19 protein-coding genes are annotated in these 18519 nt (G+C 52.8%); all 19 read right to left on the reverse strand.

The window, feature by feature from the left end; genetic code table 11:
* Window positions 1–23: 23 nt before the first annotated feature.
* The 19 genes from LNA76_RS07280 to LNA76_RS07370 all read right to left on the reverse strand — a co-directional run bounded on the left by LNA76_RS07280 (window position 24) and on the right by LNA76_RS07370 (window position 18212).
* On the reverse strand, window positions 24–1532 hold the full coding sequence (locus tag LNA76_RS07280) for a hypothetical protein (RefSeq protein WP_230018626.1): 1509 nt from the start codon (window positions 1530–1532) through the stop codon (window positions 24–26).
* Between the two features lie 223 nt (window positions 1533–1755).
* The gene (locus LNA76_RS07285; protein ID WP_230018627.1) at window positions 1756–2640 is read right to left on the reverse strand and encodes a phage tail fiber protein; all 885 of its coding nucleotides are present in this window, start codon (window positions 2638–2640) and stop codon (window positions 1756–1758) included.
* Entirely contained in the window at window positions 2627–2839 is a 213-nt protein-coding gene (locus tag LNA76_RS07290; protein ID WP_230018628.1) for a hypothetical protein, read from the reverse strand. Before LNA76_RS07290 ends, LNA76_RS07285 begins: the two co-directional genes overlap by 14 nt.
* 285 nt (window positions 2840–3124) lie before the next feature.
* Complete coding sequence (locus LNA76_RS07295) at window positions 3125–3508, reverse strand: hypothetical protein (RefSeq protein WP_230018629.1); 384 nt, start codon at window positions 3506–3508, stop codon at window positions 3125–3127.
* The gene (locus LNA76_RS07300; protein WP_230018630.1) at window positions 3487–8781 is read right to left on the reverse strand and encodes a phage tail protein; all 5295 of its coding nucleotides are present in this window, start codon (window positions 8779–8781) and stop codon (window positions 3487–3489) included. The genes LNA76_RS07295 and LNA76_RS07300 overlap by 22 nt, the downstream gene beginning before the upstream one ends.
* Window positions 8781–9368 carry a tail assembly protein gene (locus LNA76_RS07305; RefSeq protein ID WP_230018816.1) on the reverse strand — a complete coding sequence of 196 codons (588 nt, stop codon included), beginning with the start codon at window positions 9366–9368 and terminating at the stop codon, window positions 8781–8783. Before LNA76_RS07305 ends, LNA76_RS07300 begins: the two co-directional genes overlap by 1 nt.
* Before the next feature lie 14 nt (window positions 9369–9382).
* Window positions 9383–10165: a C40 family peptidase gene (locus LNA76_RS07310; protein WP_230018631.1), complete on the reverse strand. Its 783-nt coding sequence runs from the start codon at window positions 10163–10165 to the stop codon at window positions 9383–9385.
* 175 nt (window positions 10166–10340) lie between these two features.
* Window positions 10341–11084: a phage minor tail protein L gene (locus LNA76_RS07315; RefSeq protein ID WP_094196328.1), complete on the reverse strand. Its 744-nt coding sequence runs from the start codon at window positions 11082–11084 to the stop codon at window positions 10341–10343.
* The gene (locus LNA76_RS07320; RefSeq protein ID WP_230018632.1) at window positions 11081–11422 is read right to left on the reverse strand and encodes a phage tail protein; all 342 of its coding nucleotides are present in this window, start codon (window positions 11420–11422) and stop codon (window positions 11081–11083) included. Before LNA76_RS07320 ends, LNA76_RS07315 begins: the two co-directional genes overlap by 4 nt.
* A complete protein-coding gene (locus tag LNA76_RS07325) occupies window positions 11419–13233 on the reverse strand; it encodes a phage tail tape measure C-terminal domain-containing protein (protein WP_230018633.1) in 1815 nt (604 codons plus the stop codon). The genes LNA76_RS07320 and LNA76_RS07325 overlap by 4 nt, the downstream gene beginning before the upstream one ends.
* 206 nt (window positions 13234–13439) lie before the next feature.
* Window positions 13440–13622: a hypothetical protein gene (locus LNA76_RS07330; protein ID WP_159063908.1), complete on the reverse strand. Its 183-nt coding sequence runs from the start codon at window positions 13620–13622 to the stop codon at window positions 13440–13442.
* A 68-nt stretch (window positions 13623–13690) separates the two neighbouring features.
* Window positions 13691–14164 (reverse strand): hypothetical protein, encoded by a 474-nt coding sequence (locus LNA76_RS07335; protein WP_094196325.1) that lies wholly within the window; start codon window positions 14162–14164, stop codon window positions 13691–13693.
* A gap of 11 nt (window positions 14165–14175) precedes the next feature.
* Entirely contained in the window at window positions 14176–15099 is a 924-nt protein-coding gene (locus tag LNA76_RS07340; RefSeq protein ID WP_123048962.1) for a phage tail tube protein, read from the reverse strand.
* 68 nt (window positions 15100–15167) lie between these two features.
* Window positions 15168–15587 carry a phage tail terminator-like protein gene (locus LNA76_RS07345; RefSeq protein ID WP_230018634.1) on the reverse strand — a complete coding sequence of 140 codons (420 nt, stop codon included), beginning with the start codon at window positions 15585–15587 and terminating at the stop codon, window positions 15168–15170.
* A 170-nt stretch (window positions 15588–15757) separates the two neighbouring features.
* The gene (locus tag LNA76_RS07350; protein WP_094196322.1) at window positions 15758–16006 is read right to left on the reverse strand and encodes a hypothetical protein; all 249 of its coding nucleotides are present in this window, start codon (window positions 16004–16006) and stop codon (window positions 15758–15760) included.
* Window positions 16003–16383: a hypothetical protein gene (locus tag LNA76_RS07355; protein WP_086061031.1), complete on the reverse strand. Its 381-nt coding sequence runs from the start codon at window positions 16381–16383 to the stop codon at window positions 16003–16005. The genes LNA76_RS07350 and LNA76_RS07355 overlap by 4 nt, the downstream gene beginning before the upstream one ends.
* Window positions 16384–16396: 13 nt before the next feature.
* Complete coding sequence (locus tag LNA76_RS07360; protein ID WP_230018636.1) at window positions 16397–16720, reverse strand: DUF1064 domain-containing protein; 324 nt, start codon at window positions 16718–16720, stop codon at window positions 16397–16399.
* Between the two features lie 3 nt (window positions 16721–16723).
* Window positions 16724–17431 (reverse strand): replication protein P, encoded by a 708-nt coding sequence (locus LNA76_RS07365; protein WP_108727265.1) that lies wholly within the window; start codon window positions 17429–17431, stop codon window positions 16724–16726.
* On the reverse strand, window positions 17415–18212 hold the full coding sequence (locus LNA76_RS07370) for a hypothetical protein (RefSeq protein ID WP_094196319.1): 798 nt from the start codon (window positions 18210–18212) through the stop codon (window positions 17415–17417). Before LNA76_RS07370 ends, LNA76_RS07365 begins: the two co-directional genes overlap by 17 nt.
* Window positions 18213–18519: the final 307 nt, after the last annotated feature.

Raw genomic sequence — 18519 nt, forward strand, 5'->3', positions numbered from 1 at the left:
CACTACTGTCATAGCCTTAAAAGTCATGCTTTCCATCTTCCAATAGCGATTACAAAAAAGTCGGCCCAGTTATCGTTCTCAACTGAACCGGTCACTTTTCTGAAGATCACTCCTGTATTTTGGATCTCCAAAATTGGCGCTGCCGCAAATCCGCCATTGTCGCCTCCACCACTGACAGTAACGGCAGGTCTGGATATGAATGCCAAGGGATAATGCCAAGGCTTGGCATTCCATCCATTGCCGGGAAAATTTTGATTGCCGTAGCAAATCTGAGTGCCATCAGCGAATCTAACCCATTGACCAGAAACGTTAGACCCCTGACTTATGACAGACCCAACAGTCACATCACCTACAATGTTTTTGTCATGAACAAGTTTGCAGGCGTCCCGATACGTTTTCTGTCCAGACACCGCACCGTTCATATAGAAATTATCGGTGTATGGATCAGTCGAAATCCGCAAGCCGGAATTAACGTAGGTTGTGTTGTAGGCCAGATCTAGGAAAAACGCCCCACCACCCCAGGCCGGCTTAGCGCCGGATTTGTAGTACCAGCCAGTTCTTTGCGCATCCCAAGACTCAGGAACGGCTTGGGCACCGCCGAATCCATACAACCCAGCAGTCAGCACTTCTCGCCAGCCGTTATAGCCGTTGGAGCGGCGACCTCGGACAACCATATCTCCGTTGAACGACACGAAAATCTGCCCACCACCAGAACCTGACTGACGGTGCATAACAACACCTTGCTTTAGCACGCGGTCTGGCAGACCACTTGCCTGAGCTTCTGCCGGTGGAACATAGTACAGGCCAGACCCGACGCTCGCTGTATCTAGACTTCCACCTGGAAAGGCGTCACCACTTGCCGCGTCACCAGCACCCGTAGACCCAAGGCCGTATGCTCCCGCCGTCATCAACTCTTTCCAGCTATTTGCCGCTCCATTATTGACTGTGCGGACGTGCCATTTATCAGTGATTGGTGAGTTATACAGCAAGCCATAATACGTTGAGCCCCAACCCATCTTGAAGTAAGACCCGGCAGTGTGGCCGTCCGGCTTGCCTTCATCCGAAGAACCCGATCGATAAATACCATTGACCGTGTTATTCAAGATATTCTGATCTGCAGCTACGCCATTCGCTCCCCCAAATCCCCAATCAGCATTTCGCATCACGCGCCCTGCAATAGGGTCTATCGTCGATGTCGTCAAAGTCCCCTTAGCGGCTGTCCCTATGTCCGAAAGTGCAGGCAGTAATTCTGCTGCGCGATCTGCCAGCTCCTTGACATACCCTTGCATGGGGGCCAAAGCATAAGGCTGGCCCGTAGCCGTCGCACCACGATAGGGTTTCGTCAGCGTCAGGGAGGTATCAGAGGCAATGTTCAACACCTCATACAATCGGCCATCAGGCGCGACAAAGGCCTCACCCTGCCGGGCGCCGACAAGCCACTTGGTTCCGGTACCTGTCACAACGCTGCTATTTGCCGTAACTTTTACTGTGCCAAGGTCATACCAAGCCATTTCGCACTCCTTGTTGATCATGATGCCTCTCAGCCGCTATTTGGGTGCATACTAAAAACGACACGCTAGGATGCTGGTTGCTCATCATTCGTCCTCCATAAAAAAAAGCCGCTATTTAAGCGGCCGGATCAAAATCCTGTAAAACCAGAGATGGCGCCTCAGCAAAGCGCAAACTTACAAAACGGTCGGGAAGAATATCAATGGCTTTGCCATTGATCGCTGGTCCTGTACTGTAATCAGGCTCCTAGGTACGAATCGTCAGCATTTGGTCCTGTTCGCACTCTTCGTAGTCCAGAGTGAAATACACATTGCCGTTTCTATCTTTAGGGGTTTCGATGTACCAACCGTCACGACTCAATAGTGGTACCTGACGCAAGATGTAGTGCCCTGTTCCAAGACGCTCAAACTCTACCGTGGCAACCTCGGAATGCAAGTTCTTCTGAATACCTGTATTACCAAGCTGGATGACAGGCGACGCTTTTTTTATGAAACCATTGCTATCCACCATCGTATTTCGGTGTGTCAGGAGCTCCTGCCATGGCTTGGCCACCCGATTCTGGACGTTTCGTATCCAAAGCTTGTCACTTATTGGAGAGGCGTATAGCAAGCTATAGTAAGCTCTGCTCCAGCCAAATTTAATGTAGCCAGCACCGGTATTGTTGTCAGGGGCCTCCGTGCTGCCAGAGCCAGATCGATAAAAACCGTTAACCGTATTGTTAAGAATATTGGGATCAGCCGCGAGTGAGCTGCCAACGCCAAACCCCCAGTCACCAATGCGTGCGACTCGCCCTGCAGTCGAGTCCTGGTTAGAGTCTGTCAGAGTTGCTTTGGCTGCGGTTCCCAGATCAGCCAGGACAGGCAACAAGCTTGCAGCCCGATCAGCCAGCTCTTTGACATACCCCTGCATCGGAGCAAGCGCATATTTCTGGGCCGTACCAGTGGCACCCAAATAAGGCTTGACCAGGGTCAGCGAAGTATCCGAAGCGATATTCGCTACCTCGTATAGCCGACCATCCGGAGCGACGAATGCCTCACCCTGTCGAGCACCTGACAACCACTGTGTGCCAGTTCCTGTAACAGTCGCACTGTTCAGCATTACTTTGACCGTTCCAACGTCATACCAACTCATTACCGCCCTCCTTTAAGACATGATGCTGTTCTTTCGGAGTTTGAATGGCAGTCTCTGTTGTCTCAGTAATAAGTGACTGATGTACACCAGCCGCCAAAACATCAATCAGGCTGCAAACCATACCTGTCCTGAACTCTGGAGTTTGCCGATTGCCTATTTCACACTCAAAAATCTCTACAGTAGAGTGATTCAGATTCATCGAAGCCTTTCAAAAAAATTAGAGACTATTTTCATAAAACCTCCAATTCATATCAAATATTAAATATTAATTTCCACCCTTAATTTCAATTAAACACTCATAAAAAATTAATTTTTTTTAAATCTGTTTTTTACATAATCACAATTTTCAATCCATTCACTAACCTCAACTGGCATTTCAAAACCACTTAACTTCATACTTTTTGCTAATTTGTACAACACATCCAACTGATCTGAAATTCTCATATACTCATTTCTACGCAATTTAGCATATGACTCCGTATGTTTAATTTTCAATTTCAAATTCCTTATCCAAAAATGGCCATGCAGAAATTTTCAAACTATAAATCCCTGGCTGATCGAAAACCAACTCCGCCACACCATCATCAATCCTATAAATCTTATTATTAATAGAAATTTCGCATGGAATTGGCAAATTCTTTAGTACACCGCCCTCAAAAATAACCTCCATGTCTTCTCTTTCTCTTACAGCACCCTCAAAAACATAATATGTTTCTGCTGAATACTTGCCCTCAATCCAAGACTCAGAGCTTAATTCTTTATTGGCATTTATTACTCCAGGAGGGCCTGACAAGCTACCTGTTATCCTTCCATTTTCCTTATAAAAAGTAATAGAACAATGTCCTTCTATCGCATCAAAATCAAACATGCTAATAATCCTCCTGGATGATTTATTGTTGAATTTCCAGCAGGTAGAGAAGCAATGGCCATATTTACCTCTCCCCTCTGACTATAAATAGGATCACTCAACTGATTCCCTTCCCCTGACCCTGAAGAGTTTGTGACTCCCTCATAACTCGACACCAGCCTAGAGCTCAATACGTTAGTCCAATTAATTCCAACCGAGAGCGGGTAGATCGTATCCGACGATGGATAATGACCGACATACCTTCCTACTCTCGTATCCAAAAATAGTAGCAATACCTGAGCCGGGACAGCGGTATAGATACCTATATCCCGAGCACCTCCGTCTATAAAAACAGCAGTAGTGACCGAATTACCGGAAATCTTTAAGGTGTCCACTGCTGCAGACCCAATTTTTGCATTAGTGATTTGCGCATTACCAATTTTTGCATTGGTAATCGACCCATCCGCTATCTGCGCACTTCCCACTGATGCATTTGCGATCTTTGCCCTTGTAATAGCGCCATTAGCTATCTTTGCATCTGTAATACTTGCATTTCCAATCAAAGCGGAATTTAAAATGCTCGCTCCGCCCTGAACCGAGAAAACTGTGGTTGGATTACCTGTAGCCGCATGCATCACCGCAAACCGGTCAGCGAGCACCGCAAACGTGGACTGCATCACCCCGGACTCATTGGTCAAATCCAAACCAACACCGGAGACATACTTCACGCCACTTTGATTAGCCTGCAGCTTCACTCCCCAGCTGGAAGCAATCTTGCCATCCAGCTCCGTCAAAGAACGAGCAACCTGTTCAACCGCCGCAGAATTACTGCCAATACCTGTTTCCAAGGTCGCAATAGACTCAGCCAGCGCACGATTATCGTCAGCCTGTACATTCTTGAACTCAGCCAGAGACGCACGAATCTGGGTTTGCTCTTTCTGAGTATCAAACTGATTGAGCACTCGTTCCAGGTCAGCATCCTCACCCGCCTGTTGGCGTTTGATTTCTGCATTCAGCACCAGCTGACTGGTAGCCAAGGCTTCTTGCTGACCCTCTACGCTAGTCACCCGAGAGTTGGTCTCTTTCAAGGCCCCCGCTGTCGCTGCCAAACCTGTCTTGGGATCATTGACGGCATTTTGCAAAGCCGTCAGATCACGCCCTTGAGAAGAGATGGAGCTGCCTTGCTGTGTGACCGTACTAGTCAGCCCTTGAATAGCCGAGGAATTGGCGGAAGTTTCCTCTAGCAACTCAGCTAGGTTAGGCTGCCATTGCATGGCGGGTACAACATCACCAAGATACAAAGCTGCCCAATGGATAGTTGCCTGACCGGCATGATTGCCCGGGGATGGCCCATAGTAGAACCGCAATTCGCGCGGCAATGCATTGGCAGCAGCCTTGGTGAACCTGACAACCTGAACAGACTGTTCAACATTGCGCTCCAGCTCAGCAACCCGATTTGAACTGCCCCCCGCCCACACACCAATACTCGACTCCGTATCACCCTCTGCGGGCTTATGTGTATAGCAGACCACCAAGGTATAGCCCTGGGCAGGAACAAAGTCCTCAGTCAGGTTGTAACGTCCAAATAGATATATAGGTGTGGCGCGAACTTGCTCAACGTTCGACGCCAGCAGCAAGTTGCCGGCGGGGGCTGTCAACGAATCAAGCCCAGTCTCCAGCTTTGTAATGCTCTGCGCCTGCGCACTGACACCCTGCTCTGTCGCCGTGACACGATTGCTTAAGGCTTGTACCGCACTGGCATCCGCTTTCTGATTCGCGGTGGCTTGCGCCGCATCTGCTGCAGCTTTTGCAGCCACTGCAACGGCTGCCGCGTCCGTTGCTGCTTTATCCGTTACAGCCACCCAGGCACTGCCATTCCAGCGCTTGGGGGTATTGGCATTGTTTTTAGTGTCGATCCACAGATTTTGCGCCAGGCGCTTGGCAGCCGGAGGAGCTGCTGTTGCAAAGATCACCTCCCCTTTCGCTCCAGCGGCAGTGGCGGCAGCCGCTGCCGCATCTTGCGCCGCAACGGCTTTGGCATCGGCGCTGTTCACGCTGGTCGTCAACTGCGTGATGCTGCTTGCTTGTGCATCAAGCTTGCCCTCGGCCGCCGTCACACGTGTACCCAAAGAATTAACGGCCGTTGCCAAACCACGCTGCGCTGCATCCAGACCATCGACCTTGCTAGATAGCGCCGTGGTGGAGTCAGACAAGGAGCGCAGGCCGCCCTCCAACTGCTCGACCTGGGTACGCATGGATTGCACGGAGGAACCCAATGCACCAAGGCCCGTTGCCGGATCGTCCACCTGGCCTGCAACCGTATTGATCTGCTGAGCATTAACCTGGATCCGGCCTTCTGCACTCTCCACCCGGCTGATCGTCTCCTGCGACTGGACCGCCAGAGCAGCAAGACCATCAGTGATCGAGGCGAAGTCTCCGATCAACACCCAATACGCCGCATCCGTTATCTTCTTGCCTGCCGGTACAGCCTTTTTAGCGCGGTACATCTTGTCATTGGCAAAGACAACTGAACCTGCTGCATAGGCTTTTTTCGAATCCCATTTATCAGCAAGAAGCAGCTCTTGTACTTGGCCATTGACCTCATCAACCCGTTGATTCAGTTCACCGAGCTCAAGAGTCAGATCTCCCACGGAATCGCGGATTTTGGGGATATCGCGGATGTCGCCCATCAGCAGCTCGCCCAGGCCGCCCTCAACTATGGACGGGGTGATCAACTCGTTATAGTCACTGGCTAATACAGAAGGCACACCCCGGATACCAGGCTCTGACTCTGCCGGGAACCACGGTCCTTGAGTACCGTTTTTGTCGATCAGGCGTGCCCAAAAGAAATGCTGCGCCGTCACCGCCAAACCTGTTTGCTCGAATGAGTCTGTCGGATACGCAAAACCACCGGCGCTCAGCGAATCTACAAAGCTTTGTGTCGAGCTATACCTGATCTCGGTGCGCTCAATGATGTTCGGATCGGCAGGAAAACTCCATTTAACTTGTATACCCCAAGGAATGGAGCCAGTCCTCAGATCTGTTACAGGCAAAGGCGCCGACAGCTTGCCAGACAGCTCTATCAGATCTGAATTGCCCCACAGGCTGGACACATCCAGGACGTTAATTGCACGTACACGCGCACGATACGCACCTGCATAGATACCAGGGATTTCAACACTGGTGGAACCTGTACGCGGTACAACAACCCACTCGGAATTATCCCGACGCCACTGCACTTCATAGGCAACAGCATTAGGAACAGCGTCCCAGGAAATCACCGCATTATGTCGGGCCTGACCCTGATCAATAACATGATACGAAGTGATTGAAACATTGCCCGGAATGCTCTGAACAGGCGGCGGAACAACGCTAACCGGTGCAGTTTCCACACGAGTTTCATAGTCGATCGCGGCATGTTTTCCATCCACATACTGGACAGCATGGATGGTGTACTTAAGATCACCGTCTTCGGCAACACTGATAACCCGATACTTCTGGGTCGACAGATCGGCTGCACTAATAGCCCATGCCGCTTCTGGTTCTGGCTCCAGACTAAAGGGCGGGTCAACTTGGACAGTTTGGGTTTCAGTAGCCTCTTGCGAGGAAATCACAATGGGACGTGACTGCGACACACCATCTGGCAACACAACAGTCAGACGATCTCCAGCAGCAACCTTCACTGTGGCATCCAGCACGACTTCCGATTTTGTGGCAGACCGTACCAAACCACCAATACGACGCCCAGCCAAATGAGCATCCGCAATCTCAATAATTTGCCCAGGCTGTGCGAGTGTCCCCGACAAACCAACGCCGAAAGTAACCGTTTCAGTTTCCATCCGAGAGGTAAACAAGGCACTTCGCCCCATGCGCTGTGCCTGCCCCTGGGAGGTACACCCAAAAGCAGTCAGCTCCAGTTGTCGAACACCGTAACGTGCAATGCCGTCAGGGTCTTCAAGCACTTCAACCTTGGCTCTGCCCATGTCCGTTTCATCATTCCAGGACACAAGGGCAACGGTATAACGGGTTGCGAGACTGGACCCTGCATAATTAAAGATGCCATCCACAACATTGGCATTGGAGTAGGTGTATACGGAATCGCGCGGCATGTCAGCCACGGCCAACACAGTTCCCTGAGCATAATAGGCAATGCCTCGAAAAACAGAAGCCAGATCCTGCAACACTCTCCAAGCCTCAGCCTTATCCTGCAAATACACGTTGCAAGAGAAGCGTGGTTCAGTACCTCCTTTACCATCGGGAACTTGCTCATCACAATACTGAGCAATCTGATACAAGGCCCATTTATCCAACCAGGAGGCTGGCAACAAGCGCCCTAATCCGTCGCATGCATTAGTCGCCAGGTCATAAAAAACCCAGGCAGGATTGTCCGTCCAGGACATTTTGAACGTACCATCCCAGCTACCACTATAGGTATGAGTCCAGGCATCGTAGTTGCTAGGAACACGGACAACACGCAGATACAGATCAAATGCACGAGACGGAATACTTTGAAACTGCTTGGCATTAACTCGTAGACCTATGCATGCTGACATGGGGCGACGAAGCTTGGCATCAGTCACCTCGGTAATCGAGTCTATATAAGTCGTATCGCTAATGGTCGAGTTACTGGCATTAGAGGTCAGCCTACGCACACGGACTGACCAGCCTGTCGTTGCACGGGGTAAATCAATACGATGGCTGCGCGAGTACTGTTGAGTAGTCTTGCCATCAAAGGATGCCCGCAACACTTCAACAAAAGCCGAATTGTCTGTAGACAGCTCAATCACATATTCAACTCGATACCCTGTGATATCGCCTGTTTTCTTGGATTGCTGTTTGAGACCACGCACCGACAATCCCACTCGTAAACCAGAAATATGAATATTCTGGATGGCGCGTGTAAACGGCTGATCAGAACGCAACTCCACATTCACAGCCGTAGCAGACTCAGCGGCTGGAAAACCAGGTATATAGCTTTGGTCTTGCGTCCCAGCTCGAAACTCCATTTGAACATCCTGGAAATTCAAGCTGCCATCCTCATTTTGAATCGGCGTGTTATCCAGATAGACGGAACGCAACGGACTATCTTCATGTACAAAACCATGAATTGGGCCCGCACTGATCAAATCGACAACAGAGGCATAAGCGATACTATGCAGGTTATCGGCATCTTCAACCGGTGTTCTCGTGGACCCACCGCCACCTTTGCCCCCCTTGTGGCCTTTAACACTGTAGCCACCAGAGACAGGAACGGCGCCCTCGGGCGCCGCAATGTTGTAATCAGGAAATCGCATCACATCTGATCCTCTGAGTAAATCCCGGCAGACACGACCGCGCTACCGACAATCTTTCGTCCATAACCAAGTGGAATAGCGTTACCTTGCGCCGTTGTATTGACTGGTCCATTAAAGTTGTAGGAAGGCTTATTCTCTGGACGGTCTTCTGTACCCAGGCCTTGCTGCATAGGAGAAATCATTTGAAATATCCCTGCTAGCAACAAACCAGCCCCTGCCAACTTCATGCCTAGAACCGTACTTGCAGCAAAACCAAAATCAACAAAAGCTAGGCCAATCAATGCAGCGCCAAGCACCACTTGGAAGAGGCCGCCACGCTTAGCTCCTTTAATAACAGGCGCAATACGAATTTCCTGATCTCCGGCAGGAGCGTGAAATCGCTTCTCATCAAGGTTATCTTGACCCAAATAGCAGGTATAAGCGATCCCTCGATCACACGCCCCCATCAACTCCTGCTCAAATCCTGGCAACAGCACACACAAGGCCCTTACGGCCTCGGCCAGGGAATTGACGGCCAAACGATGCACCCGTCCAAAACGGCTGCCAAGCTTGCCATACAGCCGTATGGTTCGCAGTTCTTGATCCATTGATGCTGCCATCATCACAACAACTCCTTATGTCGAATAATCTTGCGGGTAATCTGCGCCCAATAACCGCCGTAAGGCACGCGCTCTGACAAGTAGCCGTAGGCATGGTGCAACATGGCATCGGGTACCGGATGCAGATAAGAAGCTTCTGCCAAGGGCTCAGCCCCGAGATAAATCCCTGCATGGTTGACCCGCTCACTACGCAGCTGCATCAAGATCACATCGCCAGTTTTAGGGCCGTCTTCGATCTCAACAAAACCCGCTTTTGCAAAGTTATCCAAATACAACTCGTCCCCACCCTCCCACCAGCCATCCTCACGCTCAAAGTCTGGCAGAGCGATTGCCCTTTCCCGGCGATAAAAATCCTGTACCAAGGTGTAGCAATCGAGCACACCGTGATAGAACTGACGGCCGATCAAGGGAGCCTGATAACCCTCGGGACAAAAAGACTCCATGCCCTCAATCTGGGGACCATCATCGCCAGGCATCACCGACACAATCAGCCACTCCAGAGGTTTGACGTGCTCGGCCATTGCCTCGCATGCCACCCGATCAGCCTGACTGGGCACCGCGGGCATGTTCGGATGCGAATGCACAAAGGCAATCAACTCACCCTGCTCCTGGGCCTGTACCCAGTCTTGCGGACGGGTGGCGAAGTAGTCTTCAGGCTCAGCGGCCACATTCACTCCTGGCACATACATTTCCTTGCGCCCCTTGGCCACCACAAAGCCCACTGCTTCGCGTGGATACTCGGCCAAGGCGTGCGCATTAATCGCTTCTATGGTTTTTTTATTCATACGACACCCATAAAAAAAACCGCCCATGGCGGTCGTCCAACGCTTTACTAAAATCAAAAAACCCCGAACACCACAACCTGGCTCGTCTATCATTTGAAGGTCAGCCCGCAGTACCCACCCTCTAGCAGCCAACTATTGCTTAACAGAGGACAAGTACGACGGGCCAAGCTCATCCTTATCGCACTCGGTCAGCAGCGGGTTCACCACCAAAAGAGATCTCGGCTTGCTCTGGCCGACAATTCTGGACACTGGCCCAGCGCAACTGGCAACTGCGTACAAAACCGGGGCAACGATCCAGGGCCGGATCCTGTACGGGTTGATCATTCTTGTCGAACATGGCCGAACCGGTATAGCCACAATACGGGCCACGGTAGCCGCCCACACGCGTCCAGGAGCAATACGTCATGATTTGGCGCCCTGGCAATTGCTGCCCCTGAAAGTCCAAAGGACTGGATAGCTCAAACTCCACAAACTGAGCATTGCTGGCAACACGCTGCTCAATCAACCAGACCTCCAGCGGGAACGCCTGAGTCGGGTCTGCGGTCGGGTTACCTTCAGGGAAGTTGGCCGCATCCAGATACTTGACCAGGGTACGGTGGCGGATAAATCGTGTACCGACCAAGTCACCATACAAGCGACACATAGCAGAAATCACACCCGGGATTTTCTTACCATTCTCATCCACACCAATATTGCCTACCTGAATACTGGGCGTTGGCTGACGCCCCTCTCCCGTACGTTGAAAACCGCTGGCTTGAATGGCCCAGGGCTCGTAGCGCTCTCCCTGCCACCAAACCGGAGTTTCTTGCGGATAGCCATGAAAACGTAAGGTACCAGCACCGATTTCCTCCGCATCCAGCTCAAACACTTCAACAATGGCACCTGGTTCCAGTTTTTGAATATCTGCCGTTATGCTCATGGTCGAAATCCTTGTTCAAAACTGAGTGACAGTTGCCAAACAGGGCCACCTCTATGATTTTTGGTATAACCGCGACACTGCGCCACCATAGCCTCACTCCAACCTGGTGGAGTCCAAAGAAAAGCGCGCCCCTCACCATGGCGGTCCAGGAACTCCTGAATAGGCTTCATCTTCTCCTCGGTACCAACAAACATCAAAGACCAGCCAGACCGTCGCGGGTTCAGACCAGCACCTGCGCTTTGCTCATACCCGTCGCCAAAACGAGCGGAGAGCACACGGTACTGAACCTCTTCAGAAATTGCCTTTTGCTCAGGCAGCCAAATAAATGTTTCCATCATCGTGAATATCCATTGCGTTGATTCCATAACAAGCCGCCTTGTCGCATTTCACGCGACAAAGTCTGCTGCACTTGAGCAGCAATCAGCGTCCCCAACTGCCGGCCCTGCATATCGTCGCCATCCACCTGCGTCTGGCCATCGCCTTGCGACATATTGACTGCCACATTGATCTGGAATCCTTGGGCCCCGGCCTGTCCTGAGTCACTACCGGCGTCCTGCAGGTAATCCGTCAGATCCGAGTTCTGACGGGCGCTCAACACACGCTCACCTTTATCCAGCAACCAGGTTCCCTCATACGGCACACGATCGATACCTTTATGAGCAACACCCATAAGATTCGTCAAAGCAAACGTATTTGCTATTCCTAAAGATGCCGGGACAGCATTAGCACCTTGAGTAGCCAAAGAAACCAAACTGGCTGGCGCACTCCAAGCCCCCGCAATAGTGGCGGCTTGAGCGGTGCTGGTCGCGGTAGTTGTTGCACCTATGGTTTCACCCAACATCGCATTGACCGCCATTCGTACACCGATCTTGATCAACATCTTCAAGACCTCATCGCTAATCCCGACAAACAGGCCACGTAGATCCAGCTCACCTGTTTTCACAAAATTGAACAGGGTTTGTTCAATATTCTCAAAAGCGGTCTCAAACACTTGCTGCGTCAGCGCGGACACATCAATTGCCGTCTCCGAAAACTTGCGCAGCTCATCGGTAAAGAAAGAGGTACCCGCAGCATCCGAAGACCCACCACCTCCAAGTGAAGCCCCCGGCTGTGGTCCAAAGAATGAGCCACTTCCGCCGTAGGTCGGACCGGGGCCACCCATCCCCCCAAAACCAGGCACATGCCCATCCAAAGAGAAAGGGTCTGCCCCAAACCCGGGCAGGCGCGAACCAAACATATTGGAATACGTACCAAACCCGGGAGTCGGGGTTCCTGACATGGCTGGATAGCTGCCATAGCCCGGCAAACGGGTGCCGAACATGGGGGCATTTATGTCTTCATTCGGATTCGCAAACCGGGTCAGGCCAGGTAAACGCAAGCCATACAAATTCGTACCTGGATCCGGCATCGGAGCAAGAGGGCTTCCACCGGTGCAGCAACAAGGCACACAGTCCTGCGCTGCTGCAGCAGGTATCTGCTCCGCTTTATCCCTAACTGCTTTGGTGGCTTTGGCGGCAGCATCATCTTCTTTTTTCTTCGGCCCGCTGATCGTCTCCAGCACGGCTCCAATACCGGCCTTGATCAACATGCGCAGCGCCTCATCCGCTACACCAACCAGTAAGGCATTCCAGTTGAATTTGCCTGTCTTGACGAAGTCAAACAGGCCTTTTTCCAGATTGCTAAAGGCATTGGTCATAATGCTTTCCATCGGAGTCGCCATATCAGAGGCTGCCTCGATGTATTTGGCAATCGCCGCCTTACGACCTGCATTCCATCCTTTGTCCTCATCACTCTTGCTGGAGCTGCCAGAAGAAGCCTTCTTGGGCGCTGTGCTGGCTGGAGCAGGAGCAGGAGCCGTAGAGGGTGCATTCACAGGTCGGCTAAGAGCTGCTACAGGGGGGGCAACTGTATTCACCACCACAATGGGTGGCTGAGACGCCACAGGGCGTTTGGGCAGGGCCTTATCCAAAGCCTGAATAAACTGATCAATAGCTTGCGCACTGGCTTTGGCCTTTTTCCCAGCCAGGGCAAACTGGTTCCCTGCATCAGCAAGTGCGTTGCCAGCTTTGACAGTCGTCACTGAAAGACGCAGGCCCGCTTTATCAAGCGCCTTCATTGCCTTTTCCAGATCCGCGATCTGCTGTTTCATATTTTTGGGTTCCATGACTATAGAAAATAGGCTTGTCTGCGCTGCATCTCTCGCCTACAAAAAGGCCCCGCCAACCCAGGCGGGGCCATCAACACTAGCTATGTGAAGCAATCACTCGTTCTTGTTCTCCTCATCGCCTGAACAGAACATCGGGCAGTCGAGCAGCCTTACACAAGCCGCTCGACTGCCCAGATAACAAGCCAAACTTAGGACTTCTGACGCTCCATGCCATCAATCGCCAATACCGCAGCATCCAGCTCGGCACGAGACAAGGGTGTCCCGTAAGCACCGACCACGGCCGAAATATCGGCCGTACTCAATGGCAAGGGAAAGACACCACTCATCCCCATCACGACAGATCGACAACGGCTGGCCGCGTGATAAGTCATGATGATGTGGTCAGTAATCGGATCAGAGGGAGCCTCTGACGGCACGGCTGTCCCCAGCTCCGCATAGATCAGCTTGCGCTTTTGGCTTGGCCCGGCCCACTCTTTTTCCCACTGGAACCGGGCGAGGACTTTTCCACTGTTTCCTTGACCTCCTCTTGAGCCTCTTTAGCCAACTGAGCCGCGTGCAACAGAACCCAGGTAAAAAGATCGCTATCGCCAGACAGCAAAGCCGCCGCATTCTCTGGCGAATAAGGAACCTGACGACCGGTCTCGTCCTGAATCTGACCTTTCCAATCCCGAATAATGTAACGACCCAGCAATTGACATTGAATGTCATGCTCACGGACATCACTCTCGGACACCTGAATGGAACTCAGGGATTGGCCCGCATCTTCACGGGCAATCAAACGTCGCACTCGCTCCAGAGCAATTTGATAGGCCTCGGTATCCAGTCGGGTCAGTTTGAAGGACACGTCATCGGTGTAATCCTCCCACCGCTCCTGACTCAGAACCGATTCCAGGCGATTAATCTTCAAAGCCATGCCATCGCTCCTTAAGGTGCAGGCGCAGCAACTGGGCTACGAGTCAGCACGGGGGTTTGCTTGGCCACGGTGAAGTTCAGCTCCACTTTCAGAATGTCGCCCTTGGCACCGTTAGGCAGATCACCATCAACTTCAATGGCGGGCAGATCGATCTCGTATTTGTTGCCCAGGGTGTCGGTGATCGGGAAGGAAATGGCGATCGGGGTGCGTTTGAACTGATTCTTCCACAGCTCCCACGCCTTCTGAGACCAAGCCAGAGTCACCGTGCCGGTGATGGCGGCTGCGGTCTCGATCAGGGCGCCGGGGCCCAAACGCTCGGCACCAAAGCAGCGTTGGGTCTGCAGTTGGTTGTCAATGTTCAGGGTCAGGCCCGACACGCAAGCCTGGCCAGCCAGAGACACACCATTGGCCTTCACATCGCCCACGCTGATCGAGGACATGAAAGGGGTTTGGCTGGGTTCAGCCGGATCGGTGGCAAAGGGAGTTTCCTTGTCTTCGTAATCCAGGCAAGACATCGTGAAGGTCACGGTGGCTTTGCCTTCCTCGGGCACTTCCAGAGCAAAGGTGCTGACATGTGCACCCTTGAACAGAGCGTAGACATCCACGTCACGATAGGCTTTGGCCACGCTGAAGGTGCTGCGGGTCTCGCCCACGCTCAGCTTGTTTTCTTTCCACTCGCCGTAGAAGGCGGCCGCCAGCAGCTCGTCAAAAGTGCCGTAGGACAGTTCGCCCGTGATGTCACCACCAATATCAATACTGGTCACGATCGAACCCTGACCAATGCGCGAATCGGTGATTTCTTCGGACTCCTCTTTGTTCAGGGTAGGAGTCAGTGTGTTGCCGGTGACGCGCAGCGTCTGCCAGCCCGAACCGGGAGTCACACCGGGAACGGTTTCTTTAACCAGGTAGCTAGTAACTTTAGCGCCAGAACTCATAATGCATCTCTCCTGTATGCAGGCAAAAAAAAACCGACGCGAGGTCGGCACAAAAAACAGGTAAAAAATTAACCAGCCCGGAACGGGACGGTCAGGTTGATCTGGTAGAACTCTTCTCGTTGTGGCCGTTTTTGCGGGTCATCCGCCGCTACATCGACCTGGCTTAGGCCCAGGCATTCCAACGCCCCCTCAGACCAAAAGGAAAAGTGTTCATCCAGGGCATCGCTCAGGCGATCCAGTTCCTGACGCCCCTGACCCAAACGATCAAAGCACTCGATCAGAATCTCGCCGGATTTGCGGGTGTAGGGTTTCGCACCCATGCCCGACATTTCCGAGTCGGTATTCTTGATCAGCAAACGGCACCAGACACCCGTATCCGGCGGGATAAAGGCCGCGTGAGCATTGGGGTACTCGATGCACTCCTGAGCAATCCCGGTCAATGCCGCCATTCGATCAATAATGGCGTTACTGATCTGTTCAAAGTTCATCTTGTGTAGTTCTCCTGAACGGTCCTGGCCATCTTCCCGATGGCGAATCGACGACTATAGGTTGCTGTGACCAGGCATAAAAAAACCCCGCCGCAATTTCTTGCTCGGGGTTGTTTCGTTTGCATTGGACGCAACTTTGCACGCCCATTATTGCAATTGCGCTTGCAGATTCATAGCGGACCATGTTGCAGACTGCAACGCCAGGCGTAAAAGGCGGAGGTTTCACCCTCTTTGATCTTGTCCACCTGGCCTGAATCCTGCAGTTGCACCAGCACGCGCTTAACGCCTTCGCGCATGGCGTTGCGTTGTGCAGTGGACAGATCCATGCCTTTGCTGACATGCCGCACAATCTGAATCATGCGGAACTCTCGTCCCGGATAGGCCGCTAACAGGTCTATGACTTCGGCTGCATACTTCACCGCAAAATCTCCTTCTCGACTGTGATTCTGAAATCCATCAAATGGCGGCGGTAGTCTTCATCCCGAAGGACCGCACCAGTCACCTTTTTGATCCACAAACGGGCTGTGGCCTGACGTTCGCTGGCGGTCAGATGGCCATACTGGGCATTCTTGCGTGGGTACTCGGCCTGTATGACCATGGCTTGATAGTGCGGCAGGCGCTGGTACAAAGCATCCACCGCCAGAGCATGGTCCTGGTGTATGGGCCGAAAGTCCTCTTGCCAGGGAACGTAGCGCTCCATATTGCCCACGGTCTGCCCAGACCAGCACCAGCGGGCCCAGTTCCAGAGCAGATCATCGCCGCTTAGGCCCTGTTTGTTTTCTGCTTTGATTGTCATGTGTACTCCTCCTTCAGGCACGCTGGACGGTGATGCCGTGCATCCAGGTCAGCAAGACACGTTTGATACCTTGAAACAGACTGTGTGTATGGCGGCCTACCTCCACAATGCGACGGCCGCTCCTGTTATCCGTGTAGGCAAAGTCCGCGATGTAGCAAATCCTGCTGGCAGGCATCAGGTGGCTGAAAAACCGTGGCACCAGACTCCAGGATGGTTGCTGTACCAATTGCCTGATCTGGCCGCGCTGCTGCAAAACCCGTAGCTCCTTGTAGCGATGGGCCGGTGTTCCGGTGATAGGCCTACGCACTTTTTGATGAAGCGGTGTTGTCAGATCCATAACTCACTCCTTGCCCAAGGCGGCTTTAGCCATTTTCAGCACCGCCAGAGAACGCTCTTGGGGGTGCGCCAGGATCCTGTTCGCCCAGACTCGCGGGTCCTTGTTGTTGTCGCCTGAAATGACCTGGGCCAGATCGCGTACGCGTCGCTGCCCTTCCCGACGGCCTTGCTCTCTGTCTTGTGGTGAAGACAAAGCCAATCGGGGCGACGGGATTTCTGGCCATTGCCCTTTGGCCAGTTGATCGCCCAGAACTTTGTGCCAACGCTGCTCCAGCTGCGTGTAAGCCTGATTCAGCAAATCAAACTGCCCGATACTGATTGCCGCGTAATAGATCGCCGGGTGCGACCACTCGCCCATTTCTCCTCGCACCCGTGCCTGCATGCCACGCACGGCCTGAAAAAAGGCAGTCTCTGGTTCCAGTTGAGGACGGCAGGCCCGCAAGAACTCCGGCAAGCTGGGTGGCCAATCGAACATGCGGCGACAATTCTTGATGCCCAGTGCCACATCCGTGGGCGAGACGCCCTCTTCATCAAAGGCCTCGGCCCAGGCTTGCTTCCAGTCTTCAATGGCTTGCTTGTCGCGGAAGTTGGAGCGGAATTTGTTGGGATAAATGCCATTGAGCCGGTTGTACAAATGGTCCATCAGGCTGATGCCTTCCAGCTTGGTGTGACGCAGCAGCCAGGGGTTAGAAAAATCAGACATCGATGACATCGTCTATCTCCTCGCGTTGCCGATGACGGTTCACATAGGCCAGGGGGTCAAAACCCGATGCTTGCCCTGCACGGGACTCATTACGCCCTTCCAGCCAACTGGCCTTGCCCCCACGCCAGCCACGCAACATGCACTCGGCCAGAAAGTCATCGACGCTGTAACCCATCTCCAACGCCCGGTGGGCCTCGGCGCCCAGGCGATTCAAGGCAGTTTGCGTCAAGGGAGCTTTGATCTCGCGACGATGACGCAGATAATCCGCGACCACTTCTGCACTGGGCTCAGCAGGCCAGGCAGAGAACTCCAGCGCCGGAGCCTTGCGCCGCGCATTTGTTTTTTCTTTATCTTTTTCTGTATCTGTCTCTCCTTCTTTATCTGTCTCTTTATCTAGCGCGTTACTTGGCCGTTTCGGTAACGTTACGGGCGCGCTACTGCCCTCCTTACCGTCCTGTTCCTGCTTTTTTCTGGCCCGAAAGCGCGCCACGCGCTCTGCGCTGCTGTCAGATTTCATCTGACGCTTGTCCCACGCCAAGGGCTGCAAAGTCTCTGGGTCGATCAAGCCCACTTCGCTTAAACGACGCACGACATCATCCAAGGTGCGCAGGTCCAGACCCAGCTTGACGGCCACCTTGCGCAGCATCAGGGTGTCCCCACTGTCGAGCACGCCCTGCCCCTTCAGACACAGCAAGGCGACGTAGTGCCATCTGTCCTCAAAAGCCAGTAGACGCAACTTCTCGTCATCCACCATCTCGGTGTAGGCACGAAACCACGGCATATTGCTCATCGGCACGCTCCATCCTGTTTTACGTTCTGCTGTGCCCAAGCCCACACAGGCTGCACTCCCAGTTTCTGTCGGGCTGGGTGACAAGACGGCATGCCCGGGCGATAAGCCAGTCGGACAAGGGCTTGGCCCTTCGGCACGACCTGCCTGAGCAACGGCAAAGGCTGTACAGCGATTGGTTCTGACACAAGCTGCTTGGGCGGCGACTCCATCGCCTGCGGCCAGTGGCTTTCAATATGTTTTTTCATGGCATCCCGGAATGAAATGCCACACGCCTGAGATCTGTTTGCAAACATGTGGCGCGCAGCAG

The sequence above is a fragment of the Alcaligenes sp. MMA genome, from assembly GCF_020907215.1.
GTDB classification, from domain to species: domain Bacteria; phylum Pseudomonadota; class Gammaproteobacteria; order Burkholderiales; family Burkholderiaceae_B; genus Alcaligenes; species Alcaligenes aquatilis.

What these genes read in the sequence shown, in the direction of transcription:
- LNA76_RS07280 (WP_230018626.1), bottom strand. Translation starts at nt 1,532, where the DNA reads ATGATCAACAAGGAGTGCGAAATGGCTTGGTATGACCTTGGCACAGTA.
- LNA76_RS07285 (WP_230018627.1), bottom strand. Translation starts at nt 2,640, where the DNA reads ATGAGTTGGTATGACGTTGGAACGGTCAAAGTAATGCTGAACAGTGCG.
- LNA76_RS07290 (WP_230018628.1), bottom strand. Translation starts at nt 2,839, where the DNA reads ATGAATCTGAATCACTCTACTGTAGAGATTTTTGAGTGTGAAATAGGC.
- LNA76_RS07295 (WP_230018629.1), bottom strand. Translation starts at nt 3,508, where the DNA reads ATGTTTGATTTTGATGCGATAGAAGGACATTGTTCTATTACTTTTTAT.
- LNA76_RS07300 (WP_230018630.1), bottom strand. Translation starts at nt 8,781, where the DNA reads ATGCGATTTCCTGATTACAACATTGCGGCGCCCGAGGGCGCCGTTCCT.
- LNA76_RS07305 (WP_230018816.1), bottom strand. Translation starts at nt 9,368, where the DNA reads ATGGATCAAGAACTGCGAACCATACGGCTGTATGGCAAGCTTGGCAGC.
- LNA76_RS07310 (WP_230018631.1), bottom strand. Translation starts at nt 10,165, where the DNA reads ATGAATAAAAAAACCATAGAAGCGATTAATGCGCACGCCTTGGCCGAG.
- LNA76_RS07315 (WP_094196328.1), bottom strand. Translation starts at nt 11,084, where the DNA reads ATGAGCATAACGGCAGATATTCAAAAACTGGAACCAGGTGCCATTGTT.
- LNA76_RS07320 (WP_230018632.1), bottom strand. Translation starts at nt 11,422, where the DNA reads ATGATGGAAACATTTATTTGGCTGCCTGAGCAAAAGGCAATTTCTGAA.
- LNA76_RS07325 (WP_230018633.1), bottom strand. Translation starts at nt 13,233, where the DNA reads ATGAAACAGCAGATCGCGGATCTGGAAAAGGCAATGAAGGCGCTTGAT.
- LNA76_RS07330 (WP_159063908.1), bottom strand. Translation starts at nt 13,622, where the DNA reads ATGACTTATCACGCGGCCAGCCGTTGTCGATCTGTCGTGATGGGGATG.
- LNA76_RS07335 (WP_094196325.1), bottom strand. Translation starts at nt 14,164, where the DNA reads ATGGCTTTGAAGATTAATCGCCTGGAATCGGTTCTGAGTCAGGAGCGG.
- LNA76_RS07340 (WP_123048962.1), bottom strand. Translation starts at nt 15,099, where the DNA reads ATGAGTTCTGGCGCTAAAGTTACTAGCTACCTGGTTAAAGAAACCGTT.
- LNA76_RS07345 (WP_230018634.1), bottom strand. Translation starts at nt 15,587, where the DNA reads ATGAACTTTGAACAGATCAGTAACGCCATTATTGATCGAATGGCGGCA.
- LNA76_RS07355 (WP_086061031.1), bottom strand. Translation starts at nt 16,383, where the DNA reads ATGACAATCAAAGCAGAAAACAAACAGGGCCTAAGCGGCGATGATCTG.
- LNA76_RS07360 (WP_230018636.1), bottom strand. Translation starts at nt 16,720, where the DNA reads ATGGATCTGACAACACCGCTTCATCAAAAAGTGCGTAGGCCTATCACC.
- LNA76_RS07365 (WP_108727265.1), bottom strand. Translation starts at nt 17,431, where the DNA reads ATGTCATCGATGTCTGATTTTTCTAACCCCTGGCTGCTGCGTCACACC.
- LNA76_RS07370 (WP_094196319.1), bottom strand. Translation starts at nt 18,212, where the DNA reads ATGAGCAATATGCCGTGGTTTCGTGCCTACACCGAGATGGTGGATGAC.